Here is a 25,831-nt window from a genome sequence, read left to right on the forward strand (position 1 = left end):
AGTAAAAACGGGTGTCCAACTGATGGGATCAATTGTAGACGCCAAAAACAAGTTGCCAGAGACGTTCACTATGATGTACACTATCTTGGCGCAAAAATTACGCAAAAAAATTGCGATAGCTTACATCGGAGAGCGTTTTCTACCCCTGGTTGGGGATTTCAAACGTGATGCAAAGTGACAATCGACTTGATCGACGACCTCTCGATTTTTTCAACCCGACGCCTCTGAGGTCCGCTCCGGCGCTTCATCTGGACCTTTTCAAATGAATCCATCCGGCGTCCGGCCTCGCTCGGTGAAGCGACAACGCTGCTGAAATTTCTCGCGGTCGTTTCAGCCATTCGCATTGTCGCTGCTTCGCTCGGCTCGATGAACTGGTTCCAAACCGTTGCCACTCACTCGCGACACCGCTGCATCAAGATGCGTGTCACCGTGCCTTCGTAAATCCGAAAGGGGACAGCGGAGCTTGGCACGGTGTTACCCCTGACGCACTCAATCTATTGCATTGGATCACACGCTTCAAGAATGTTGCATCGATATGTCACACCCCTGTAGAAGCCACAACCGGACCTGGGATCGGAGTCGATGAGACGGAAGCAGCCGGGGTGGGAAAAAATCGACATCAAAATGGTGACACCCATGATTCTGGCGGGCTCTCATGATTCTCGCAGCCCGTTGGTTAGGGCGGGTCCGATGAAATAGTCCGCCTGCGGTTGGGGGGCGTCATTGAACGCGTCCTCACCGCCGATGAATCTCGCTGCAATTCTAACTCGCTGCTATAGGTTGTGTCGGGGGATCCGTGTGTCGGGATTCAATGCGTTTGAAAATCTCGCGTCACACGTCGTCCGGGTTGGCAAACAAATTCAACCCGATTGAGTCCGGTTGCCACTGAGGCGTGATCCCGTGTTTTTTGACGCTGCTCAGCCGGGATCCTATCGATCCTATCGCGTGAATAGTGCAACAAGGTTGTGTGAAGACTCGGTGTGATGGAGAACAGGTCGATGGCTGCCCCTCTTTCCGGGGCTCTCGTCGCGTTTGCCCGATCATCCATCGATGAGTGGTCGCGCCGCAGGCTGCGATTTCTAGGAAAATGCGGTGCCCCAATGTCTTATCAACAAGCTCAACCTCCGCCGCGTTGATGCTGGTCGGAGGTGACGTTCAAGTCGTAACGACGGATCAAGCTGCATAATCGGTGCCCCCCACGCTGGTTGCCCAGGGCTCAGACGGTTGTTGTTGCTTCGGCGGCGTTTCTTATCATTGCACGAGCTGCAACCGCTGCGGCAGCAACCTTTGCCACATCCAGGCTTCTATAATACGTGTCCCCGGAGAACGGGAGTCAATCGTCATCGTTTGGGTGTCGATATTTTTCCCCGTTCTTCCAAGCCGCAAAGCTTCCCTCTGACGCTCCCCACCTACCCTCTTTGCAAGAGTCTTTGCCCATGTCCTACACAGCCAATTCGAAGCAACGTCGCTATGGAATCCAACGCCGCGACTTCATGCGATATATGGCGACCGTCTCGGCGATTCCAACGCTGGCCCTACGCGCGCAAGCCGAAGTGACCGAGAAGCCGCATTTTGACGGCAACCCGTTTACGCTAGGCGTTGCCTCGGGTGATCCCTTACCGGACGGTGTGGTCATTTGGACCCGATTGGCAGTGAACCCGCTTGAACAAGGCGGAATGCAACACAAATCGGTGCGGACGCGTTGGGAAGTGGCGACCAATGAATCGTTTTCCCATGTCGTGCGTCACGGGGATGCCGTCGCAACGCCCGATCTCGGACACTCGGTGCACGTCGAGGTCGACGGGCTGAAACCTTACCACTGGTACTTCTATCGCTTCCACGCTGGCAACGAAACCAGCCCCGTCGGTCGTACACGCACTGCACCCGCTGCCGATGCGATGCCCGACCGCGTTCGTTTCGCGTTCACCTCGTGCCAACACTACGAAACCGGTTATTTCAACGGCTATCCCCACATGCAGCGTGAGGATCTGGATTTGGTGGTTCATCTCGGCGACTATATTTACGAGTACGCCGGAGCGGACAAGCGTCCTCGTAAACACATTGGCGGTGAGATCGAAACGCTGGACGACTATCGAACTCGCTATTCGCAGTATCGACTCGACCAAACGCTACAAGAAACGCATCGGTTGTTTCCTTGGATCGTGACCTGGGACGACCACGAATTTGACAACAACTACGCGAACCTTGTCTCGGAACAGGACGGCGTCTCGCCGGAAGCCTTCTTGGCGCGACGTGCTGCGGCCTATCAAGCCTATTACGAATTCATGCCGCTGCGGCGAAGTTCGTTTCCGCAAGGACCGAACATGAAGCTGTATCGTGGTTGCCAATATGGACGGTTGGCCAATTTCCACGTGCTCGACACGAGGCAATACCGCACCGATCAACCTAACGGCGATCATCAAAAACCAATGACCGGCAAAGTGTTCGACCAAAATGCGACCATGCTCGGAAGTCAACAAGAAAATTGGCTGATGCAACGTTTGCAAGAATCACCCTCGACTTGGAATGTGCTTGCCCAACAGGTGATGATGGCGCCGCTGAATCGAGGTGAAGGCGACGACCGCCGCTACAGCATGGACCAGTGGCCTGGTTACGAAGTTAGCCGTCGTCGGTTGTTAAACTTCTTTCACGAGAAATCAATCTCCAATCCCGTCGTGTTGACCGGTGATATCCACGTCAATTGGGTCAACGATCTGCAGCTTGATTTCCAAGATCCCAACTCGCCATTGGTGGGGACCGAATTGGTTGGCACCGCGATGACGTCCGGCGGTAACGGCGGCAATGTGATTCCCGAGTATGAACGCGCTGCCGCACAAAACGACTTCGTGCGTTGGTACAATTCCAACCGCGGCTATGTCTCCTGCGAAATCACTCCGCAGTCGTGGACGTCTCACTTCCGCACCACCCCGTTCGTCGACAAACCTGGGTCTCCCATCGAGACCAAGGCGTCGTTCGTGATCGAAAACGGCAAACCCGGTGCCGTCCAGGTATAGTTCCGACATTTAGAGTTCCCAATGGAGCGGTACCAACGGAACGTCCTAAGCACAGGCGGTAGCACTGTTTGCATTTTCGATGGCACTGCTGCCGTGTTTTTGACTGCCGGAACCTCGATCGCGAGGTTCCGGCTGAGGATTCTGAAATGGGTGGCTGACGTCGGCGGAAACGTGACGATAGAATAGGGCAAGTGTGCTTTCATTTCTGACTTGCCACTTCGATCGGCGCACTGACTCAACTTGGTTGGATCGAGACGCTTCGAAAGATTCAAATCTTGCAATCTCTGTGTGTTGTGGAGCTGACGGGCTCTCTTCGTTCATGAAACTTTGGCGATTTCTGTTACTTGCGTCGATCGCACTGCTGTCGTTACCTGCAAAAACGACGGATACCAAGTCGCTATCGAACCAGGCCGACCGACCGGCCGAAATCGCAAAGATGCCAACGCCCATTGCCGTTGATGGGATTCCATTTGAGTTGCTACCGACGGAAGTCTTTGGATTCGATTGCGTTTCTGCAACTCAAGCGTCAGTTTCCCAAATTGACACCGAATCCAAGTCGCACCTTGGTATTCCATCGTTCGAGACGATGTTTGCCCTAACGACGTCGCTGCCGCTGACCACGGTTTGGCTTTCGCAGCCTTCCGCGTCATATGACGAACGCCTATTGGACGTTGCTGGTTTGTCGCAATTGCGACTGCTGCCACGCTGGACGGTTGCCCAGACGTTGCGACTGCGTCAATCGCCAGCCTCTCTTCTTGCGCTGTGTATTCGATTGCAGGTCTAGTGTTCACACCGGTCCGATCGACGGCTTGGTTCAGACAGATTGTTTGAATCAACGCATCGGTGTGTCACTTCTTTTTTCTATCTGCAACCTTTCTCGAGCACGACTTGATCCGCAGCGACTGCGATTGTCCTCTGGGCCCATCGGGCATTCCGAGGATAAACGCGCAGCGCGCTGGTCACAGCAAAAACTACCATGAGTCGATCCCCGCATCCTAAATCCCCGCGTTCTAACTCGCTGCATCCTAAATTCAAGCATCCCAAATCACGTTCATTGAAACGTTCGATGCCACCGACCAAGACCTGGTTCGGCCGAATGTCGTTTGGGATTTTACTCTGTTTTTTCCTGGCAACGCCGTTCTTGTTTTATGCCGCCGCACGCGCGGTTCAGAGCAACAACAACCAAGTGGGCGATTGGTTGCCGGCCACCTTTCGTGAGACGGAGGAGCTGGATTGGTACCGCCAGCATTTTGCGAGTGACCAGTTCGTGGTGCTCACTTGGGATGGCTGCAAGATCGAAGGATCGATCCGCGAAGACGGCAGCGTACCAGCAGACCCTCGAATCGATCAACTCGCCAATTTATTGATCTCGGATTCACCGGTCGGCGGAAAACAAGGTGCGAGACCTTACGCCCATTACTTCAAATCCATCTACACAGGACCTCGCCTGCTCGAATATTTATCCGATTCGGCGGCGGGGATTCCCTTTGACATCGCAAAGCAGCGATTGGTCGGTTCGTTTCTAGGTCCAGACCGTCAACAGACGTGTTTGCTCATTACGTTGTCCGACGCAGCCCTGCCGAACCTGCGTCAGGTGTTAGCCCGACCGGTCGTCGGACCGCTCGGATTTCAGCATCCAGCCGGCGTCTTGTTCACCGCGTTAGAAAGCTGCGAGATCGACGCAGATCAAGCACGACTTGGCGGCCCTCCGGTCGACAACGTGGCGATTGACGAAGAGGGCGAACGAACGCTGATCCGGCTTGCCGGACTTTCCGGTTTGCTTGGTCTAACGCTCTCGTGGTGGTCGCTACGCAGCATTCGCTTGACGTGTATTGTTTTTAGTTGCGGCATACTGAGTGCGGCTGCGGGACTTGCCTCGTTGTGGATCGCGGGCACCAACACCGACGCGATCGTGCTTTCGATGCCTGCGCTCGTTTACGTGCTCGGAATCTCGGGCGCGGTTCACTTGATCAATTACTACCGCGATTCAATCAGCGACGTGGGGCCGAACGCGGCGCCGGGCAAGGCGATCGCGATGGGCTGGAAACCGGCCGTGTTGTGCTCGCTGACAACCGCCTTTGGTCTGTTGTCTCTGTGTGCGAGCGAGCTGACTCCGATCCAAAAGTTTGGCTTCTACTCAGCAATTGGCGTGATGGAGATGTTGATTGTGCTGTTTTTGTTCTTACCCGCGGCGCTGTACATGTGGCCTGACAAGCTGCCCGTCGCCTCGATTCGAACCAAAGGAAAGTCGAAATCTCGTGAAGCCACGGTGCCAGCCTCCGATGGCGCGATGCAGCGGTTTTGGGATGGGCTCTGTGATGTAATCGTACGGCACCACGCGTTGGTCACGATCACATTTATCGTGTTGATCGTGGGGCTCGTCAGCGGGCTGCGTTACTACCGCACCTCGATTGACTTGATGAAACTGTTCGGTAAGGAAGCCAGGATTCTGAAGGACTATCGCTGGATCGAGGCAAACATTGGTCCCCTGGTTCCAGTGGAGATTGTGTTGGGCTTTGATTCGGAATCGATTGCCCAAACGGGCGAATCGAAATCAAATGGACCAGATGACAAAGCGGGATGGACGCTGCTTGAACGCATGAACATCGTTGCGGCCACACAGCGAACCATTGAGCATAAGTTTGGCCCTCACGGCAGCAACGTGATCGGCCCCACGATGTCGGCGCTGATGTTTGTTCCACCGCTCCCGCGTCAAGACCGCAGTATGGGGTCGTTTGTTCAACGAAAACTGATGAACCGAAAGTTGGAGCAGGCCTACGATTCCCTTTCCAACAGCGGCTATATGACGTTTGACAAAGATTCGAACCGCGAGCTTTGGCGAATCAGTCTTCGCGTGGCTGCGTTTGAAGACGTTGACTACGGTCAGTTTACGCAGTCGCTCAAAGCGTTGGTGGATCCGGTGATCACTCAGTCCGCAGCCAAGCATGCAAACGCGGGCGGATCGATTCACCAGGTGAACCAAGTCTCGGCCCGTTCCGATCGGCCTGCGATTACAACCGTGTACACGGGCGTTGTGCCGATTGTATATAAAGCACAAACGGCGCTGCTTCGCAGTTTGATCAGTAGTACCGTTTGGTCGTTTCTGACGATCACTCCGCTATTGATGCTCGTTTCGCGAGGCTTCTTCGCGGGCATGGTCGCAATGCTCCCCAACGTGCTTCCGGTGCTGGTCGTCTTTGGCGGGATCAGTTGGCTTGGGCAGCCTGTGGAAATCGGATCGATGATGGCGGCGAGTATCGCGCTCGGGGTGGCTGTCGATGACACGATTCATTACTTGACCTGGTTCCGTGTCAGTTTGAATCGAGATGGCGATCGTCTGAATGCGATTCGCAGTGCCTATCATCACTGCGCGACCCCCACATTGCAGGCCACGCTGATCAACGGTCTCGGTTTGTCGGTGTTCATGGTCAGTACCTTTTCGCCGACCAAGCAGTTTGGTTATCTGATGCTTGTGATTCTTTTTGCCGGAGCGATTGCCGAGCTGTTGTTGTTACCGGCTCTATTGGCAGGACCCTTAGGGCGAGTTTTCAAGCCGTCTCAAAAAACCAAGGGCACGACGTTGCAAAAGTCGTTGCCGCATCCCGACTCCGCTAGGACGTCCAACGTCACCACTGTGACAACGTAAATACAACGCATTGACCGCACCTGATGTTAAGTAACGCGTTGCTGCGTAGCGCGTGCTCAAGCACTCGAATCATTTCTCATCCAAAAATTTCCTCATTACAAAAACATTGAACTACAAGGAAAACCATGTCCAATCCCACTTTGTCGACGATGCCTTGGTGGAGACAACTTGATCGCTATCAATGGTTTGTTTTCGTCGTCGCGTCGCTGGCTTGGTTGTTCGATTGTTTGGATCAACAACTATTCTTGATTGCTCGCAACGATGCGATCACGTCGCTGATGCCGCCGGGCACTGGCCAGACGGACATTAAACTTTACGGTGGTTATGCCACATCGATATTTGTGATTGGATGGGCGACGGGCGGTTTGATCTTTGGATCCCTTGGCGATCAGATTGGTCGAGCTCGGACGTTGACGATTAGCGTGCTGATGTATTCGGTATGCACCGGATTGTCGGCGTTATCAACCGGCTGGATCGATTTTGCGATGTTCCGCTTTCTGACGGGACTGGGCGTCGGCGGTGTATTTGGTTTGGCCGTCGCCTTGGTTGCCGATACCGTTCCCCCCTCGGCACGGACGGCAGCACTTGGCACGCTGCAAGCCCTGTCGGCCGTTGGCAACGTGACTGCTGCCATCATCGGCATCGTGATTGGCAAAATGGTCGTTGCCGGAAACATTTCGCCCGAAAACAGCTGGAAGGTGATTTTCTTGGTCGGTTCGATTCCCGCACTCCTGTGCGTGTTCATTCAAATGCGATTGAAAGAACCTGAGAAATGGGTTGCAGCGCGACAGGCGGGCAAGGCAACTGGGGTGCGATTCGGATCCTATGCATCGATGTTAAGCGATCCGCGATGGCGAAAGCACTCACTATTCGGAATGATGTTGTGCGTCGCCGGTGTAATCGGCCTATGGGGCATTGGTTTCTTTAGTCCCGAATTGGTCGGCGATGTCATCGGAAATTCGCTTCGCCAAGCAGGAACTTCCGAAAGCGAAATCGCTGGAGCCCGAAGCTATTGGATCTCGGTCAATATGATTGTTCAGAACCTCGGATCCTTCTCTGGGATGCTGTTCTTTACTTGGTTGACGCAAAAGATTGGACGCAGGCCTGCCTTCGTGATCGGATACTTAGCTGCAATGCTAACGACGATCGCCTACTTCCAAACCTTCAACGGCGTCAACGACATTTGGAAAAGCGGACTGATGGGGTTTTGCCAATTGGGTCTGTTTGCGCTTTTTGCGATCTATTTGCCTGAACTGTTTCCCACTCGGTTACGCAGCACGGGAACCAGTTTCTGCTACAACGTGGGACGCTTTTTGGCCGCCAGCGGTCCCGTCACGCTGGGGTATCTACAATGGTTTTTGGTGCCGAAGGATGCGGTGGCCGATCAGCGGATCGATGCCCTGCGAGACGCGGCCAGCTATATGAGCGTGATCTTTCTGTTGGGGATCCTCGCGGTTGCCTTCCTGCCCGAGACCAAGGATCAGCCGCTGCCCGAAGACGTGTAAGGCAAACCTTGCAACCCAGCAACTACAAGGCAACATCTCCGTTCCGTTTGCTGCTACACCGCCACTGTGGTCGCGTTGAAGATTAAGTACGTGGTATAGGCGATGTATAGAAAAAGGAAGACGCCGCCTTCCCAGCGAGAAATCACTCGCCCGGTGAAGAATATCGGCAGACAGGCACACGCAACGGCAATCATGACCGGAATGTCTAAGGCAAGAGCCGAGTCGCTAACGGTTATCCCCGTCGGCCCGATCACGCTGGACAAACCCAGTACGCACAGAATGTTAAAGATGTTACTTCCCACCACATTCCCAACCGCGATATCGCGTTCACCGCGAATTGCGGCGGTGATCGATGTCACTACTTCGGGCAAGGACGTTCCCGCCGCGACAATGGTCAGCCCAATGACAAGTTCACTCACGCCTAAACTGGCGGCAACTTTGACCGCACCACTGATCAAGAAGGTGGAGCCAAGCCCAAGCAATACCAAACCGCCGCCGATCCATCCAAAATTGCCCCACAAAGTACTGGCTGACTTCACTCCAGCTTCATTTTCGGTTGGCCATTCCTGTTGAAATTCTTCGACAACCGCACGACTCTCTTGGCGGCTTTGGCGAATACACCAGTAGGTGTAAGCGATAATCCCAGCGAACAGTACGATGCCTTCCCAACGGACAATCGCCCCGTCCCATCCAAACACGATCAGCAACAGCGATGCCGCGATCATCACCGGCACGTCCCAGCGGATCAGTTGACTGGAAACGACCAGCGGTACGATCAGTGCCGACACGCCCAGAATGAAGAGCACATTGAAAATGTTGCTTCCGACAACGTTCCCGAGCGCAATGTCCGCATTCCCAGCCAAGGCGGCTTGGACCGACACGGCAAGCTCGGGGGCACTGGTGCCAAAGGCAACGACAGTCAACCCAATGACCAGCGGCGAAATTTGCATGTAGCGGGCTAGTCGCGAAGCACCTCGGACCAACGATTCACCACCGCCGACCAACAACAGCAAACCTCCACCGATCTTTAACCACGCCAACACCATATCGCTCATTTGACGGATCCTAAAAAAAAGAAAGCTCAACAAAAACTTCTGCCAAACGCATTTGCTAATGCAAAATCAGACGTTGCAGCAGGATGACGAACACTCCGGCGATGTAACCTGTGACGGCCAAAGGGGCCACCTTCTTCAGATACCAAACAAAGTCAATGTGCTCGAGCCCCATCGCCGCGACGCCTGCGGCCGACCCGATGATCAAACAACTTCCGCCGGTGCCGGCGCAGTAAGCTAGCAGCATCCAGAAATCGTCGTTGATCGGCATCGAGTACATTTCGATGCCGGCGGCGACCAGCGGAACATTGTCGACAACTGCCGACACCAATCCGATTGCGACCGCGACGACTTCTCGGTTGGGGAGCGTCTCATCCAGCCAACGAGCGGCATTTTCCAAAATCCCCATCGCACCAAGCGATCCAACGGCCAACAAGATGCCCAGGAAAAACAGGATACTGGACATGTCCACGCGGCGGAGCGCTGCCAACACTCCGGTGCTTGATCGCGTCGTTTCATCCATCGTGTGACTGACAAGCTCCGATACGATCCACAGCACCGCAAGACTGAGCATCATGCCCATGTAGGGTGGCAGGTGTGTGGTCGCTTTAAACACGGGAACGCTGATCAATCCGATCAAGCCGAGAATGAGAAACAACCATTGATGCCAGGGACGGATGTCGATTTCAATCGCTTTGTCTTCGCTCGGTCGCTCGCCCAAATTGCCTCGCATTAAAAACGTCAATCCAATCAGCGGAACCAACAAGCAGACGAGACTGCCCAAAAATAGTTCCGACATTACTTCGACTGTGCCGATTTTGTGTTTAATCCATAGCATCGTGGTCGTCACATCGCCGATGACGGTCCACGCGCCACCGGCATTGGCGGCAATCACCACCAACCCGACATAACGCAAACGGTCCTCGCGATCTTGGATCAGTTTGCGAAGCAGCGAGACCATCACAATCGTGGTCGTCAAGTTGTCCAATACCGACGACATAAAGAAGGTGAGCAAGCCGACGACCCACAACAATGAGCTCTTTTTGCGTCCTTGGATTCGATTCGTGATGATCGCAAACCCTTCGTGAGCGTCGACCAATTCAACAATGGTCATCGCCCCCATCAAAAGAATAGGATGCTGGCGATCTCGCCAGTCAAATGCAAGTGTTGGGATTCGATCGCAAACGTCTGGTGGATGTTCTCGATTCTTTCGGATGCGGCTTCGGCAAGAAACCAACTTGGAATCGCTCCGCTGGGCAGCAACTGATCTAGATTGACGACGTAGATGGCCCAGCAGACGACGCCGATCAACAGCGCCGAAGCCGCCTTGTTGATTTTCATCGTGTGTTCTAACGCGATCGCCAAATATCCGAGAAAGAAAATGGCGAGAATCAGGTAGGTCATTTGAAAGAGGTTTCCAAGAATGCAATTGCCTGGTGACGAAGCGGATTTACATCGTCCTCGATTGGCACCATGGCAAACGGATTGTCGGAGCTGCCATTACGGAGACATTGATCGGTATGCCCGACGAAGATCGCCGAATCGATTGATATCCGGCGGTGGACTGTCGCGAGAAACGGTAGCTTTAAAGCCGCAGTGACGTGCCGAGACTTAATAAAGTATTTGACTTCCGTAAAAGAAGCCTAACGGCAACGACGTGGCAAGTTTCGTTTCGAAGCCGACTTGCGAAAGCACGGCCATTGGCGCTCCAAAACTTGTCCAACTTTGTGTTGGCCGACTCTGGTTCAGATTGCAAGGCCTGGGACAAAGACACCATAGGGGCGAAGTCAGGAACCGTAGCGAAGACGGAACTAGCGGACGCCACGTCGCGATGGCGATTCACATCGACGCGGCACTGAAGAAGGAAGGCCGCCCAGCTTACAAGGGTACAAAATAAAAGAGTGGCCGCGATAGCAGCAGACGCGTAGCGGCGGTGGAACGACATGAACGTAAGACAACTCCAGGAACCCTTGCACATCACAAGCTGCAATTATCGCATCCGCCTATTTATCGACAAGGGATGTTTCGGAGAAAGTCCGATTGGATCATCGCACGACAGGAACTTCGGGAACACGGATCGCAGATCACGTCGTTACCAAAAGACATTCCCGAATGGACATCACTTGACAATTTTCCTTCCGTGGCAATACTTCGAAATATCTCCCCCTCGACAATCGTGGACGTCTAAACAAATGAAATCGCGCCGACCCCGTGTTGGCTTCTTTTCCCGAGAGCTTTCGTTCTTTTGCGGTTTCGTTTTCTTCTGCCTCAGTTGTGGCACTCCGGCCATCAATGCCGGCAGCCACGGAGACACGTCGAAGCATGAAACCGCGGTGTCGTCGCCGGAAAGAGTGATGTCGCCGTTGGCGAGCGTGCGTGACGTCAAATCACAAGCGATAGATCGGGGTGATATCAAGCCTGGTAAAGCGATCGCGTCGTTGTCGGCGACGGACGTTTGGCACGAGCCTGATTTCTTCACTGAAGAATTCGTCGCGGAACGGCGATCCGCGGCTCCACCGACACTGGTGGTACTTGGGGTTCGATTGCAGATTTAGGACAAACCCGCTGCGTTTGATCCTTTGCTGTTTATCTGCTTTCCTTTCTAACGTTCCCAGGCTTCGATTGCCTTTGGGGACCAACACCAGGTGCTACAATGTCAAAAAATATAAATCGCTCTTCCATGCAAACCGTTGTTAATGCCGTTTCCCAGCGGCAGTCGACGACGCAAGAAAACCTTTCTAGCGATCTTTTACCAGCCCCGATCCTGCGATTGATCGAACTTGGGAAGTACGCCGAAGCAAGTGATCGGCTGCAAAAGCTGCCTCGATCGCCGTTGATCATGGAAACGCTTGGCGTCTGCTTGATGCGGAGCAATCAAAATACGCTTGCCGTCAATCTGTTTCGCAGACTTGCGCTGAATCCGGGCACCACGGTGATTCGAATGGATGCCAGCGACGGACTTCGAGTGAATTTTGCGACCGCGATCCTGCTGCATGGCTCGCCCAGTGGAGCACTCGATATTCTGCAAGACTTGCAGGATCGCGATTGTTTGCCCGCGGTACGCATGAAAGCAGCGATTCAGCAGTGGGCCAAGGGGCTCTCGTTTTGGCGTCGTTTGGATTGGAAGTGGAATCGGATTGAACCGGCGAACACGCAAGTTCCAATTGACTTCGAACTAGGCGAGTTTCCGTTCACGATTCCGCACGCGAAAGTCGCTGCCGAATTGCCAAGTGACGGCAAGCCACCCAAGCGAACCGCCCCTAAACTCGCTGCCTAACTCGACATGATCCCGTAGTGGACACCCCCGTAGTGGACGAGGCAACGAGTCCCTTACAGCACAATCCGTAGTGGACGAGGCTACGAGTCCCGTGCAGCACAATCCGGTAGTGGACGAGGCAACGAGTCCCCTTACAGCACACCCGGTCGCGAACGATGCAACGAGACCTACGCTGCAGGACTCGTTGCCTCGTCCACTACGACGGAAAACTGCTGCCCGTTCTTAACGCTGTTGAAACAGATCGCTCGTGACAATCGCCGTGATCAAATCGGCCATCGGATAGTCATCCGCTTTGACTTGATCAAGAATCGCATCGACTGCCGCTCGATCCGTCGGTTCGATTCGTCGACCGAGCCCATGGCTGAGCAATCGGTTGGTCACGGTGCGTACGAAAAACTCTTTTCGCTCTAGCAACCGCTGGCGTAATTCGGCGGGCCCTGCAAACGTTTCGCCGCCTGGCAACACACCCGACGTATCGATCTTTTGCTTGCCGCGAGCATCGTAGGTCTGGCGAACCCGACCGATTGGATCAAAGCCTTCCAAGGCAAAACCGAGCGGGTCGATTTTCCGGTGGCAAAGATTACATGCCGCCGATTCGCTATGCCGATCCAACTGGTCGCGTATTGATTTCGCACCGCGAACATCGGGATCCAACGACGGTACGTCATCCGGTGGTGGCGGCGTTGGCGTCCCTAAGACATTTTCCAGTAACCACACGCCGCGGATCACGGGTGACGTTTCGATACCGTTGGCCGACACTGTCAAAACGCTGGCTTGTCCAAGCAACCCGCCACGCCGATGGTCACGGAATACGACACGATGAAAATCAGCGGCCGCGTCGACCGGAACTTGATCTTCGATCCCATACAACTTGGCCAAGTCGCGATTAACGAACGAGTAGTTGCCGCTCAAGAACAACAACACCGACGCGTTACGGTCAATCAGATCGCGTAGGAACAGCTGAGTCTCCTGTTTCATCTCCGGTTCCAAACCGGCCGCGTAATACTCGCGTGACGCTTTGGGATCCGGCAGCATGCTGCCCAGAGCTCGCAAATTGAGCCAGCTATCTAAAAAGTCCGCCACGAACGCATCCGAATCGCGACTACCGAGCAGCCGCTTCGTTTCCTCGCGAAGGGTGGCGGGATCATCCAATTGGCCTTCATCCGCCAGTTGTCGCAAACGTTCGTCGGGCATCGACGACGTCAGAAAGTACGATAAACGCTCAGCCAAACCGTGCTGCGATAACTTGCTCGACTCGGCCGACGGAGGTGGGCTGAGATACAGAAACGCCGGCGAGCACAAGGCCGCCTTCAGCGTGTCCATGTACGCTTGAAACGGAGTATGCCCACTTGCGACGCGACTTTGATACACCGTCATCAATCCCGCGACCTCATCCGCAGTTGCCGGGCGACGATAGGCTCGCGATGCAAATTGGCGAACCCGCTCGGACGCTTTCTCTGGATCGAAACTCGATCCTCCAATCAGTCGTTGTTGGCTTTGCGTCGGCCACTGGACATCCAACGGGCCGCGGATCTGGACTTCATGAATACGGATTTGCGGCAATTGGCCATGTTTGATCACCGCGTTTCGGTGCGCGACAATTCCCTTTCCGCCGCGGACACTGGCGGGCAGCGTGTCGACATGATTGCGGAACACCCGTGCGTACGCACCGCGGACATCATGTTGTCCGTTTTCAAATGTAAAACGCGGAGCAAATCCACGGTCCAGCGGAATTCTGAACGTGTACCACTTCAATTCATTGTCGTCGATCACCGTCTCGGCCAACTTGGGTTGGATCGGCTGCGTATGAACCATATCACCAAGTGACGTGTCACCAGGCCGAATGCCCATCCGAAACGGTTCGTCCAAATCGATGAAGATCGTCCGCTTGTTGTAAGGCGTGTCGCGGTGTAGCGCTTCGGCCAGCACTTTCACTTCGTACATCCCGTCCACGGGAACACCATCGGCAAACCGATGCAGATGTCCGTATGCGCCTTCGGGCTTGTCATTGAGCGGATGATCGTACAGTACCAAGTGCCTGTAGTTGAACGCCAAGCGGTGGGCGCGGTTCAGTTCAGGTTGTTGAACGAAATCATCCCGAAAGCTCCTCGTTTGCGTTTTGGGATGTTCGCTCAAAGCCAACGCTTTTTCGATACAGCGGTCGGCGGCGTCCAGGTACTTTTCCAACAAGTGACCCGACGTGACCAACGTGTCGCCGATGTTATCAAAATGCTGAGACAGGTTGTCCGCAGGAAACTCGATCGTCGGATCGAACATACTCATGTCGATGGCGAGCAAGTCACCGACCGTATTGCGGTACTCGCGGCGTGACAACCGCCGCAGCACCGTTTGCCCGCCAGTGCTGCTGGTTTCCGCACGCATCGACTCGAGCACACCCGTCAAATGCTCGATCGCTGAGACGCGTTCCGAATCGCTCGGTTGATCCGCATCCTCAGGCGGCATGCTGCCCAGCGTCAATTGATCAATGATTTCTTGTAACTGAATCTGAGTATCCAGGTGCGTGTTGGCAAAGTCGAGCGTTTCAAACTCACGCTGGCCCCCCGGATCGTCGACCGTGTGGCATTCAATGCAGTAGTTTTCCAAGAATCCGAACGCGGGATCCGCTGCCCGGGCACTGCCAGACCACCCGCAGCACGACATCGCCAACAACAACAACAAAGAAATTCGCGTCGTCGAAGTCATTACTGACGTAGCGGAACTCGTCAGGAGTTTCGACCAGCCTGGAAAACGAACGTCTTGACGGCTTGTTGATTTAATGATGTTTCCTGCGGCAAGGGGGGCATGATGGACTTTCTAGTCCGTCAATGGGGCATTCGACGGACTAGGAAGTCCATCGTACGAATAAAACAACAAGCCGTTGCCGATTTCCGCAACGGTAAAACCCGTCACTGATTGTTCCGACAATGCTAAGTGGCACATTCGGTAATGGACGATGCAACGAGTACCCTGCTGCTGGACTCGTCGTCTCGTCCACTACGGCAGAAGCATTTTTGCGGATACTTCGGCGCAAATTTAGACAGTGCCTCCGCATCATGCTAAACCTCGCAGCGTTCCCGTGCTGGTGGAAAAACGGTCTGTCTCGACGCCAAAGTTTTGCAGCATTGAAACGAACAGATTGGTCAGCGGGGGGCGATGTGACGAGTTCTTATCGAACGCCAACAACCGGCCATGCTCAAAACCGCCTCCCGCCAAAATCACCGGTAGATTCACGTTGTTGTGTGAATTGGCGTTTCCCATACCGCTGCCGAATAAGACGGACGTTTGGTCCAGTAAGTTGTGCTCACCCTCATTCATTGCCGACAACTTTTCGATGAAGCGAACGAATTGCTCGATTTGGTAAGTTTCCAATTTCACCAACGCCTCGATCCGCTCGGTCAATTGTCCGTGATGTGACAACGCGTGATAGTCACCATCGACGCCCAGGTCGCGTGGATTAAAGTCACCGCCTATCTCCAGCGTCGCAATTCGCGTCGAATCGGTTTGCAGCGCCAAGGCGATCAAATCGTACAACAGCGGCAGGTCCTCGACCATGTTGCGATTCTTGGGGCGATCAAACGGAGCCTCGGGCTTGGGGATGTCGATCCAATTGCGACGAAGCCCAATTCGTTTCTCGACATCACGGACCGACGTTAGATACTCGTCCAACTTGTCACGGTCCTGTCGATTCAGTGTCCGCCCGAAGCGGTTGGCATCGCTTCGAACGAAATCCAAGATCGAACCTTGTAGTTTGAATCGATCCGCGGCAGCGACTTTGTCTTTTTCGCTGTTGCCTACAAACAGGATTTGAAATAGTTGTTCTGGCCCCGTGATCGGCGGAACTCGGGTGCCGGTGCGAGTCCATGACAGTTGGCAGCCGCCATGGATGCCACTTTCGCTGCCGACGGTCAGCGAAGGAAACCGAGTTTGGCCGGCGATCGTTTCGGCCGCGTATTGGTCGATGGTGACGTTGGCATCGGGCATCGTTTTAGCATCGATCTGCCGTACGCCCGACAAAAACGTATGGACTGAAAAGTGGCCGCCAGCGGTATCGTGGTCCAATCCGGCAATCATCGTCATCCGATCCGAGATGGCACGCAGCGGTGCGGTCGATCGCCCGAGCGAGAAGTCGCGATGGATGGTCAATCCTTCGTCGGATTTGGCGTTTGCCGCGGTGGGCCAGTAGGCTTCGGGATGAAACCCCAACATGTTGCCAATGCAAACCATCCGTGGTTTCCGACCTGACGATTGCCCGGATGTTTCGTTCCCGCCGGCCCGCAGCGATGAAAATAGCGGCAGGCAGACAGAAACGCCTGCGGCACGCAAAAGTTGGCGACGGTCGAGGTGACTCATGGAAGGCTCGGTGGGGCTGGATTCAGAGGGAGTGCTGACAGGTTCGTGGTAAGAACTTCAAGTTTCGTTCGGATTCCTGTTTGTGATTTCCCCGGGCTCTACTGAACCTCGTGAACAATATTTTAGGCTGGAAATTACCACATCTGCGTTTCGTGGCTACGCTCGCCAGAGCGTGGATTGTCATCGCGCTAATGCGAATCAACAGCTTTTGGCGAAGGTAGCCACTCGGAAATCGTCCACCGCGTTTGGAACTGAAGGTGCTTGGCGGTAGCACGAGGCGGACAACTTAACAATTTATACGCTTTTTAAACCGCGGTAGAATCAATTTGGACCGTGACGATGCCCTTAAGTTTCCAATTTTCTTTTTCAGAGAATGCGGCAGGTCCAACTACCGAGTCGAATAGGAAATTATGGAAGCCCCAAACGAACATGATCGCGGCCCTCTGGGAAAACTGCCTGAAGGCGAGTTTATGCGGCTATTTATTAAGCATGAACCAGCTTTACGCGCGTTCGCTCGTTCGATTTTGCCCGATTGGCACCTTGTCGATGATACTCTGCAAGAAGCCAGTGTGACGATGTGGGAAAAATTGGGGCAACTGCATGACGAGGCTGGTTTCCTTCCTTGGGCCAAGGTCATCGTGCGGTTCAAGTGTCTTTCAGCGGTCGACAAATTGCGTCGGGATCGCCACGTGCTCAGCCAGCAGGTCCTCGAATTGATTGCCGACGAGGCCGAGGCGATGGACGCGGAACAGTATGTCGCAATCCGCAACGCATTGTCCCAGTGTTTGACTCAATTCTCACCGCCTCATCGCGAATTGTTATTGGCTCCCTACGCCGGGGATGGACGCGTGAAACAGATCGCCGAACAAGGCAGCAAGTCCGTCAACGCACTTTACAAATTACTAGGAAGGCTGCGTCAAAAGTTGGCGTCGTGTATCCGCGGACAACTTTTACCGGAGATGTCCTGAGATGGATCCCAAATCATTAATTCACCGTTACCTGATCGGCGAGGTCAGCGAATCCGAAGCCGCCGAACTGGATCGTTTGTTGGAAGCGGATTCCGATTTGCGCCGCGAGTTTGTGATTGCGGCCGCGATGGATACGGGACTTCGTGAAGTCGCGTTTGAACAGGCCATCGATGACGTGGTCGATCCGGCACGTGAATCAGCAGGAACAACGACGACCGAGAGCGCGGGCAAGGTGTCTGCGGGTAAAAATGGATTGCCATCGATCGTGCTCGTCACCGCTGCATCGATACTAGCGATTTTCTTCGTTGCACCCGCTTGGATTTTCCCACAGTCCGAGGACTCCGCCACGGTCGCAACGCTGCTGTCGGCAGAGAATGCCGCCTGGGAAAGTTCGCTGCCAACCACCCCTGGATCCGAGTTGGCTCCAGGGTTGATGAAATTGGTGGCCGGAATCGCCACGGTCCAGTTTCGTTCGGGTGCCGAGGTGATGATCGAAGCGCCGGCAAATTTGGTTTTGATCTCGCCAATGCGAGGCAGACTGCTCGATGGTGCGGCGGTGGTCAGCGTGCCCAAGCCGGCGATCGGCTTCGTTCTCGAAACGCCCGATGGTTACGTCGTCGATCATGGAACCGAATTCGCCGTCAAAGTCGCTGGCCAAGGGAAACCATCGGCCTTTGAAGTGATTAAAGGCGAGATTTCGGTGCATCTTGTTTCAACCGGTGAAAACGTGCGGCTAACCGATCGACAGTCCGCTTCGATCTCGGATCAACAACTGACAAGCTTCGACGGCCAGCTACCCGAGGAAACGCTCGAGGCGACGCATCAAGTGCTGCGAATTGGAACCGAGGGTCGTGCGACGTCGGTGATTCGCAACAACAAACGCAAAAAACGAAACCATCCCGATTTGCTGATGATCAAACGAGGCGCTGCGGGGCCCTGGGATCAACGCGCGTTGTGCGGTTTTGATGTCAGCGATGTTGATTTTACTGCGATGAAAACGGCTCGGTTGCGATTGAATCTTGTTCCCAGCGGACTCGGTTTCGCGACTCGATTGCCAAAGATCAACCGATTTGCCGTGTATGGGCTCACCAACAAAGCGAAAAGCGATTGGGTGATCGAAAGTCTTTGGGAGGACGCTCCGGGCCCCGAAGACGGCGTGCTGTTGGGGACGTTCGAGATACCACGAAGCGTGCAACGTGGCAGCTTCGGGATCGAAAATGAAACGCTGCTGGAATTCCTAAAGACACATTCGGATTCGCCAGTCACGCTGATTATCGATCGACTAACCGGACAAATTGATGGCGAGGGGCCTGGATTGGTCCACGCCTTCGCGAGTGATTCGCATCCCGAAGCGTCGGGGCCGATCCTCGAATTTTCACCTCAGCAGAAGAATTAAAACTGTATGTCGTCTTTAGATTTTATTCGTATCGATTGCTCACGCTCTCTTAGCGGTGCGGCGCAAGCCGTCTGGTTCGCGGCTAATGACCAACGCGAAATTCCGGAGAGTTTGCAACCAGGCGCCAAGCGAAACCAAACGACGGGCACCATCGCGTGTACCCTGTTTGCGATCTTGTTCGCTTGCACATACGGACCGGTAAGCTCGGCCGCCGAACCGTCGGCAACGCCCGCCGTCATGCCCGCCAAACACGCCACCGTCTTTAAACAGTACTGTTACGATTGCCACGACTCGGGAGCCGAAGAAGGCGGAGTCAATCTCGAAGACATCTCATTCGACATCGCGCGCAATATCGAAACCGCCGAACGATGGCAAAAGATTCTGAACGCAATCAACTCTGGCGAAATGCCGCCTGAGGATAGTGAGCCGATTTCGGACAAAGCCAAGATCGATTTTCTCGAGGACTTGTCAACGCGAATGGTGGTCGCTCGCAAATTGCTTAGCGACACCGGTGGCGAGATCACAATGCGGCGATTGAATCGACGCGAGTACCAAAACACAATCGAAGCTCTGCTCGGGGTACGTCCGGATGTATCGAGTCTGCCGGATGATCAAGCGACCGCGGGGTTTGACACCGTCGGGGCGTCACTGTTTTTCTCGAGTGACCAACTGGAAAACTATCTCGCCACCGCCAAGGCGACGCTGCAATTGGCTTTGGCAAACCCTCGCACAGTGAAATCGCGAACCGTTCGCATCGAGCCCGAAGAGGAATACACCCCACACTACGCTAACGCGCTCGCGGCGCTGCAGGACAACATCAAACGGGCAACCGCGTGGAAGTCGCAGTCAGAGAAACCGGCATCGGAATTTGGTTTCCTTGACGAATACGCCGCGAAGAAAAGTCTTGAAAACAGCAAGAAATGGGCTCCGCAACTTGAACAGTATCTGGCGCGTCCCGAAACGAAAACCGGCGCGACGTTGATCCTGACGATCAAAGATGGGGGCTACACGAAAATCAAATTTCCTGCGTTGGGGCCTGAGAATGCAGGCAACTATACGATCCGGCTTCGCGCTGCGGCGTACCCCGATGCCGATCCTCGCTTTCAATACGTCGAGTTTTCGTCTGGTTTTGGCAGTGGTCGCAAACATCTGGGATGGCGAAAGGTCACCGGGACGCTCGAGGAACCTGAATTGATCACGTTTCCGATCGAACATCAGCCTGGCGAAAAAATGCAGATTTGGGTGCACCAACGTAGCCACCAAGATCGCGGAGACAAGAATCTATGGACCATCGATCAACAAAACAATGGAATCGGTACACCGCCCGGCGTCTGGATCGATTGGGCTGAATTGGTGGGATCTGAACCGGATCCGAACGGCGCGGCAACCATCGCCGCGAGAAAACGAATTTTGCCGGGAAAACCGAGCGACCTTAGCGATGAGCGTTACGCCAAGAAAGTGCTTCACGACTTTGCCGTGCGTGCTTTCCGAGGCGAATCGCCCAGCGATGACTATTTGAATCGTTTGGTTCAACAATACGAGACCAATCGTGCCAAAGGGATGACGTCGACCGATGCAATGATCGGCCCGCTTTCAATCATCCTGTCCTCGCCCAGTTTCCTGTATATGGTCGAATCGACAGGCAACGATGGATCCCCCGAATTGACCGACGCTGAACTTGCCGTTCGGCTGTCATATTTTTTGTGGAGCGAGTCGCCCGATCAGGAACTGATGTCGGTGGCCCGCAGCGGTCAACTCTCGCAGCCTCGTGTTCTGTTTGCGCAAACAGAACGACTGCTGGCCGATCCGCGTGCAGATCGTTTTGTTCGCGGCTTTGTGCATCAATGGTTGCAGATGGAACGTTTGGACATGTTCCAATTTGACGGTGTCCAGTTTCCTTCGTTCGATAACGCCGTGCGTGCCAATGCGCGTGAAGAGATCTTTGCGACCGTACACCACATGCTCGCCGAAAAATTGCCACTCGGGACGCTGTTGAAATCCGATTTCCTCGTCGTCAATGATGTCATGGCCGATTACTACGGTGTGCCAAACGTGGATGGCCACGAATTCCGCAAAGTCAACCTTCCTGCGGATTCACGTCGCGGCGGATTGCTCGGCACCGCGGCGGTGGCCGCGATGGGATCTGACGGGCTGCGATCCTCACCCGTCGAACGAGGCGCTTGGGTGCTTCGTCATCTGCTAAACGATCCACCGCCACCCGCACCGCCGAACGTGCCACAACTCAGTCGGCTGGCCGGCGAAGTTTTGTCGGCTCGCGAATTGACCAAGGCACATCAAGAAGAACCACAATGTGCCCAGTGTCACCAAAAGATCGATCCGATCGGTTTTGCGCTGGAAAGTTTCGATGCTTCCGGAATGTGGCGTGATGTGGAAACTGTGATGGTTGGCGAACGCAAAAAGAAACGGGCCGTCGAATTCGAGATCGACGGCAGCGGACGCCTACCCAGCGGTGAGCAATTTGCAAATTATCAAGAATTACGCGACGCGGTGGCAAAACACGAGGACGACTTTGCCATGGGATTAACCGAAGCGTTAATCGAATACGGACTCGGACGCCCCTACGGGTTTACCGACCAGGACCTTGCCAACCAAATCCTCGAGTATGCAAAGGCCAATGACTACGAGTTAAGCGTTTTCATTCACGCGTTGGTCCAATCAAAACCATTTAAAACGAAGTAACGCCTGAGGCGATGTGACAGAGGGACAGAGGGACAGAGGGACAGAGGGATTGAGGGATTGAGGGATTGAGGGATTGAGGGATTGAGGGATTGAGGGATTGAGGGATTGAGGGATTTGGCGATGGAAGAACGAAAGAAAACGATTCACAAACATACGGACCTCGATGTCTACAAATTCAGTTTTGCATCAGCAATGCGGCTATTTGAACTGAGCCGAAAATTCCCTTTGGAAGAGCGGTATTCGCTGACGGACCAATGTCGACGCTCTTCACGATCTGTCGCCGCCAACATCGCGGAAGCTTGGCGGAAGCGTCGGTACCCGGCGGCGTTTGTTGCAAAATTGTCTGACTCCGAAGCGGAAGCGGCGGAAACGCAAACATGGTTGCAATTTGCGGTGGAGTGCAAGTACCTCGACGCCGACGTCGCGCGAGAACTTTATTGTGAATACGACAAGATCATCGGAATGTTAGTGAACATGATCAAAAATCCAGACAGTTGGCGTCTTAAACCAGATGAAAAACGAAAGCCCAACACCATCGAATCACACGAATCGCTTAACACGGAAAACGAATAATGAAAATGCGAACCAACCATAAAAAGCACTCTGAAACTCTCTCCCCCATCCCCCAACCTTCTGTCGCTCCGTCCCGGCTGTCGCGACGCGGTGTGCTTCGGAGTGCCAGCACGCTGGTCACGTTGCCGTTTCTTGAATCATTCGGCTTTCGCCGGTTTGCCTCGGCCGCCACGCCCACGTCAACCACGCCCCCAAAGCGGATGATTTTTCTCGGGATGGGCTTCGGCGTGACCGCCGACCGTTGGTATCCCGACGTCAACACCGTCGGTGAGAAATACGAGCTGCCGACGGTGTTGAAACCGCTCGCCCGGCATCAAAAAGACATCACGATCATCCAAAATCTGATGCATCAATATTCCGCCGACGGGCACTCTGGCAGCACGTTTTGGCTGACCGGTGCGAACCGTTACGCGATTCCAGGGCAAAGTTTTCACAATACCATTTCGGTCGACCAAGTTGCCGCCGAAGTGCTTGGCGAAAAGACTCGCTTTACCTCGATTCAACTCGCCGCCAAAGGAGCCGCGAATGATGGTCATGGCCCTGGTTCCTCACTCGCCTGGAACCGCTCGGGCAAGCCGGTCGCCGGACTCGATACACCCGTCGCGGCGTTTCATCGTCTGTTCTCCAATGACACGACACCGCTAGCCGAGCGGCAACAGCGGCTCAATGAACAACGCAGCGTGCTGGACACCGTGCTGGCGGATGCCAAGTCGGTCGGCCGTAAAATCAATCGCACCGACTCACAGAAACTGGATGAATATTTGCAATCGGTTCGTGAGATCGAAGTGCGTCTGGCCAAAGAGGAAGCTTGGCTGGGCGTCGAAAAGAAATCGCCCAAGGACAAAGTGCGAGAACCCAAGGAATCACTCGAAGGCGTCGAGGAAATTCGCATGATGTACGACATCATGGTGGCCGCGATGCAAGTCGATGCCACACGGGTATTCACCTATCGCATGCCCGTCGATTCGATGATCGCAAGTCTCGGCGCGACAATGAGTGCCCATAGCATGAGCCACTATTCCGAAGGCGAACGACGAACGGTTTCGGAAACTCGCGATAAAACGCACGCCAAACTGCTTGCCGAGTTCATCGATAAACTCAAGGCGTCGAAGGAACCCGATGGCTCAAGTCTGTTTGACCATGTCGCGTTAACGATCGGAACCAACCTCAGTTCGGTGCACACGCTAAAAAATTGCCCCACGTTGATCGCGGGCGGCGGTGCTGGGTTCAAGCAAGGACGCCACCTCGTGATGAGCGATCCGAAGACACCGCTCTGTAACCTCTGGCTCAGTACACTGCGGGGCACCGGAATCAACGCCACATCGTTCGGCGATTCCACCGGCCTAATCGACGAGCTGTTCACCGCCTAAAATGTGGGATACGATCCCGTAGCGAAACTCGCCAAGAGTTTCGTCGTCCCTGTGTGGAATTGGCTTCCAGCCTGTCATCAGCCCTCCCAAATCCACACTTCGGTGGTGAGCCGTGGGCCGTAAGGCACCGGGTAATGCACGGGACCCGGCCGCTTACGCGTCACGGCTCAGTAAATCAACTACAATAAACTTTTCGAATTTCTCCTCCTCTTCCCGCCCCCTCGCAGCAATCATCATGAGAACTTCACGCGGTTCCATTCACTTTGCGGTGCTCGTTTGCACAGCAATCCTTTGCAACACGTCCACGGCAAAATCACCTCCGAACGTGCTGATCATCCAGACCGACGAGCACAATTTCCGAACGCTCGGTGCCTATCGAGACACGCTGCCGCCGGAACAAGCGTTCGTCTGGGGTGACGACGCCGTGGTCCAGACACCGTCCATTGATTCGATCGCCGAACGCGGCGTCATCTGCACCTCGTTCTACGCCACCAGCCCCGTTTGTACCCCGTCGCGTGCCGCATTCTTTTCGGGGATCCCACCGCACAAAACCGGTGCGCACTCCAATGACCAACCTTATCGCAGCGACATCGTTACGTTTGCCGAAGTGCTTCGGCGTGACGGGTATGCGACCGGCTATGCGGGCAAATGGCATCTCGATGGGCCCGGTAAACCGCAATGGGCACCGAAGCGGCAATTCGGTTTTGCCGACAATCGATTTATGTTCAACCGCGGCCATTGGAAGAATTTGGAACTGACCGATTCCGGGCCGCAAGTCGGTGCACGCGATGATAAGGGCAACCCCAGTTACAATGTCGACGACGCGGACGAACAAACCTTTGCGACCGATTGGTTGGCCGATCGCGCCGTCGACTTCATCCGCAAACACGCCGATGAACCTTTTTGTTACCACCTAAGTATTCCTGATCCCCACGGACCCAATACCGTCCGCGAACCGTACGACACGATGTTTGCTGACATGGTGATTCGGCCGCCATTGTCATTTTCGATGAGCCGTGATAACCCCGCTTGGGCAGCGGCAACCGGCAAGAATGCGACACTCAAATTCAATCCCTCGCTGATGCAACTCTATTTCGGAATGGTGCGTTGCATTGATGACAATGTCGGCAAGATCTTAAAAACGCTCGACGAACTTGAATTAACCAGCAACACCGTCATCGTCTTTACTTCGGATCATGGGGACCTGTGTTACGAACACGGCCGATTGAACAAAGGAAATCCCTACGAAGGAAGTGCCAAAATCCCCATGCTGATCGCCGCCCCTGGAATCATCCCGCCGGGAACCCGTGTCGACCAAGCATTTGGAACCGTCGACTTTGCGCCGACCCTGTTAGGACTACTTGGTAAGCAAGCACCCGAGTCCGTCGAAGGCCGCGATGCGTCGGAATTGTTTTCTGGAAAGGCCCAGCAAAACCTGGATGAGGTCGCGATCCTTCAATCATCGGGTTTAAAGCCCTCGTGGTTCGCTGTGATCAATGATCGCTTCAAACTTGTCTTGTCGGTTTCCGAACGTCCTTGGCTATTTGATCTGCAGCAGGATCCTGACGAGCTGCGAAACTCGATCGACGCGTCTGGAAACAAGCAAGTGGTTCGAGAATTGGCGGCTGCGCTGCAGGATTATGTGTCAAAGCAAGACGCAAGTTTTCTTCACAACAAGATCGAACTGCAGTTACGCGAACTCACATCCAACGAAGGCTGAGTCGAGACGAAGCCAACGGCAATGACCTTTCCGCCGACGAAGCAGACTGCTGAATTGGTACGACGTCACCTCGCGTAAGTTAGCCGTTTGAGCCAACGCGGTGAAGCATTTTATGTCGGCAAACGACTTCTTCGTAGCTACGCTGCTCCGAAAACGGCATCCGGTAATTTGCTGGGTGCGGGCAGACCGATAGCGATGGCTCTTATGGACAAGGCCTTAAATATCGGCTTGTGGATTATTTGTGTTTAGGTGACGTGACG

At 54.4% G+C, this 25,831-nt stretch carries 16 protein-coding genes and 2 pseudogenes; 13 read left to right on the forward strand and 5 right to left on the reverse strand.

Annotation, left to right across the window (positions count from 1 at the left end; all coding sequences use genetic code 11):
* Positions 1 to 1,436: 1,436 nt before the first annotated feature.
* The 5 genes and pseudogenes from ABEA92_RS27235 to ABEA92_RS27250 all read left to right on the forward strand — a co-directional run bounded on the left by ABEA92_RS27235 (position 1,437) and on the right by ABEA92_RS27250 (position 8,165).
* Complete coding sequence (locus ABEA92_RS27235) at positions 1,437 to 3,014, forward strand: alkaline phosphatase D family protein (protein WP_345688283.1); 1,578 nt, start codon at positions 1,437 to 1,439, stop codon at positions 3,012 to 3,014.
* 319 nt (positions 3,015 to 3,333) lie between these two features.
* The gene (locus ABEA92_RS27240; protein ID WP_345688285.1) at positions 3,334 to 3,798 is read left to right on the forward strand and encodes a hypothetical protein; all 465 of its coding nucleotides are present in this window, start codon (positions 3,334 to 3,336) and stop codon (positions 3,796 to 3,798) included.
* A gap of 312 nt (positions 3,799 to 4,110) precedes the next feature.
* Positions 4,111 to 5,220, forward strand: a pseudogene (locus tag ABEA92_RS31445) (MMPL family transporter); the annotation flags it as partial.
* A gap of 84 nt (positions 5,221 to 5,304) precedes the next feature.
* Positions 5,305 to 6,570 (forward strand): annotated as a pseudogene (locus ABEA92_RS31450) (MMPL family transporter); the annotation flags it as partial.
* Between the two features lie 215 nt (positions 6,571 to 6,785).
* Complete coding sequence (locus tag ABEA92_RS27250) at positions 6,786 to 8,165, forward strand: MFS transporter (RefSeq protein ID WP_345688289.1); 1,380 nt, start codon at positions 6,786 to 6,788, stop codon at positions 8,163 to 8,165.
* A 53-nt stretch (positions 8,166 to 8,218) separates the two neighbouring features.
* On the opposite strand, the gene ABEA92_RS27255 is transcribed toward ABEA92_RS27250, so the two are convergent.
* From ABEA92_RS27255 to ABEA92_RS27265, 3 genes are read right to left on the reverse strand one after another with little or no spacing between them, the layout of a single operon-like run.
* Positions 8,219 to 9,220 (reverse strand): calcium/sodium antiporter, encoded by a 1,002-nt coding sequence (locus tag ABEA92_RS27255; protein ID WP_345688291.1) that lies wholly within the window; start codon positions 9,218 to 9,220, stop codon positions 8,219 to 8,221.
* A 55-nt stretch (positions 9,221 to 9,275) separates the two neighbouring features.
* Positions 9,276 to 10,331 carry a sodium:proton antiporter NhaD gene (gene nhaD / locus ABEA92_RS27260; RefSeq protein WP_345688293.1) on the reverse strand — a complete coding sequence of 352 codons (1,056 nt, stop codon included), beginning with the start codon at positions 10,329 to 10,331 and terminating at the stop codon, positions 9,276 to 9,278.
* A gap of 8 nt (positions 10,332 to 10,339) precedes the next feature.
* Positions 10,340 to 10,621: a hypothetical protein gene (locus tag ABEA92_RS27265; RefSeq protein ID WP_345688295.1), complete on the reverse strand. Its 282-nt coding sequence runs from the start codon at positions 10,619 to 10,621 to the stop codon at positions 10,340 to 10,342.
* A gap of 788 nt (positions 10,622 to 11,409) precedes the next feature.
* Here ABEA92_RS27265 and ABEA92_RS27270 point away from each other — a divergent pair.
* Together ABEA92_RS27270 and ABEA92_RS27275 are read left to right on the forward strand one after the other, a co-directional pair.
* Positions 11,410 to 11,772, forward strand: coding sequence for a hypothetical protein (locus ABEA92_RS27270; protein WP_345688297.1), 363 nt, complete (start codon positions 11,410 to 11,412; stop codon positions 11,770 to 11,772).
* Between the two features lie 125 nt (positions 11,773 to 11,897).
* Positions 11,898 to 12,494, forward strand: coding sequence for a tetratricopeptide repeat protein (locus tag ABEA92_RS27275; protein WP_345688299.1), 597 nt, complete (start codon positions 11,898 to 11,900; stop codon positions 12,492 to 12,494).
* 222 nt (positions 12,495 to 12,716) lie between these two features.
* On the opposite strand, the gene ABEA92_RS27280 is transcribed toward ABEA92_RS27275, so the two are convergent.
* Positions 12,717 to 15,197 carry a DUF1592 domain-containing protein gene (locus tag ABEA92_RS27280; protein WP_425572513.1) on the reverse strand — a complete coding sequence of 827 codons (2,481 nt, stop codon included), beginning with the start codon at positions 15,195 to 15,197 and terminating at the stop codon, positions 12,717 to 12,719.
* 348 nt (positions 15,198 to 15,545) lie between these two features.
* Positions 15,546 to 16,844, reverse strand: a complete 1,299-nt coding sequence (locus tag ABEA92_RS27285) for a DUF1552 domain-containing protein (RefSeq protein WP_345688301.1) — start codon at positions 16,842 to 16,844, stop codon at positions 15,546 to 15,548.
* A gap of 470 nt (positions 16,845 to 17,314) precedes the next feature.
* On the opposite strand from ABEA92_RS27285, the gene ABEA92_RS27290 reads away from it, so the two are divergent.
* The 6 genes from ABEA92_RS27290 to ABEA92_RS27315 all read left to right on the forward strand — a co-directional run bounded on the left by ABEA92_RS27290 (position 17,315) and on the right by ABEA92_RS27315 (position 25,571).
* A complete protein-coding gene (locus ABEA92_RS27290; RefSeq protein WP_345688303.1) occupies positions 17,315 to 17,812 on the forward strand; it encodes a sigma-70 family RNA polymerase sigma factor in 498 nt (165 codons plus the stop codon).
* A gap of 1 nt (position 17,813) precedes the next feature.
* Complete coding sequence (locus ABEA92_RS27295) at positions 17,814 to 19,208, forward strand: FecR domain-containing protein (protein ID WP_345688305.1); 1,395 nt, start codon at positions 17,814 to 17,816, stop codon at positions 19,206 to 19,208.
* Positions 19,209 to 19,214: 6 nt separating this feature from the next.
* Entirely contained in the window at positions 19,215 to 21,908 is a 2,694-nt protein-coding gene (locus ABEA92_RS27300; protein ID WP_345688307.1) for a DUF1592 domain-containing protein, read from the forward strand.
* A gap of 120 nt (positions 21,909 to 22,028) precedes the next feature.
* Positions 22,029 to 22,481 (forward strand): four helix bundle protein, encoded by a 453-nt coding sequence (locus ABEA92_RS27305; RefSeq protein WP_345688309.1) that lies wholly within the window; start codon positions 22,029 to 22,031, stop codon positions 22,479 to 22,481.
* A 5-nt stretch (positions 22,482 to 22,486) separates the two neighbouring features.
* A complete protein-coding gene (locus ABEA92_RS27310) occupies positions 22,487 to 23,851 on the forward strand; it encodes a DUF1552 domain-containing protein (protein WP_345688317.1) in 1,365 nt (454 codons plus the stop codon).
* A 235-nt stretch (positions 23,852 to 24,086) separates the two neighbouring features.
* Positions 24,087 to 25,571, forward strand: coding sequence for a sulfatase family protein (locus ABEA92_RS27315; RefSeq protein ID WP_345688311.1), 1,485 nt, complete (start codon positions 24,087 to 24,089; stop codon positions 25,569 to 25,571).
* The last annotated feature ends 260 nt before the right edge of the window (positions 25,572 to 25,831 follow it).

Source organism: Novipirellula caenicola, from assembly GCF_039545035.1.
Taxonomy (GTDB): Bacteria; Planctomycetota; Planctomycetia; order Pirellulales; family Pirellulaceae; genus Novipirellula; species Novipirellula caenicola.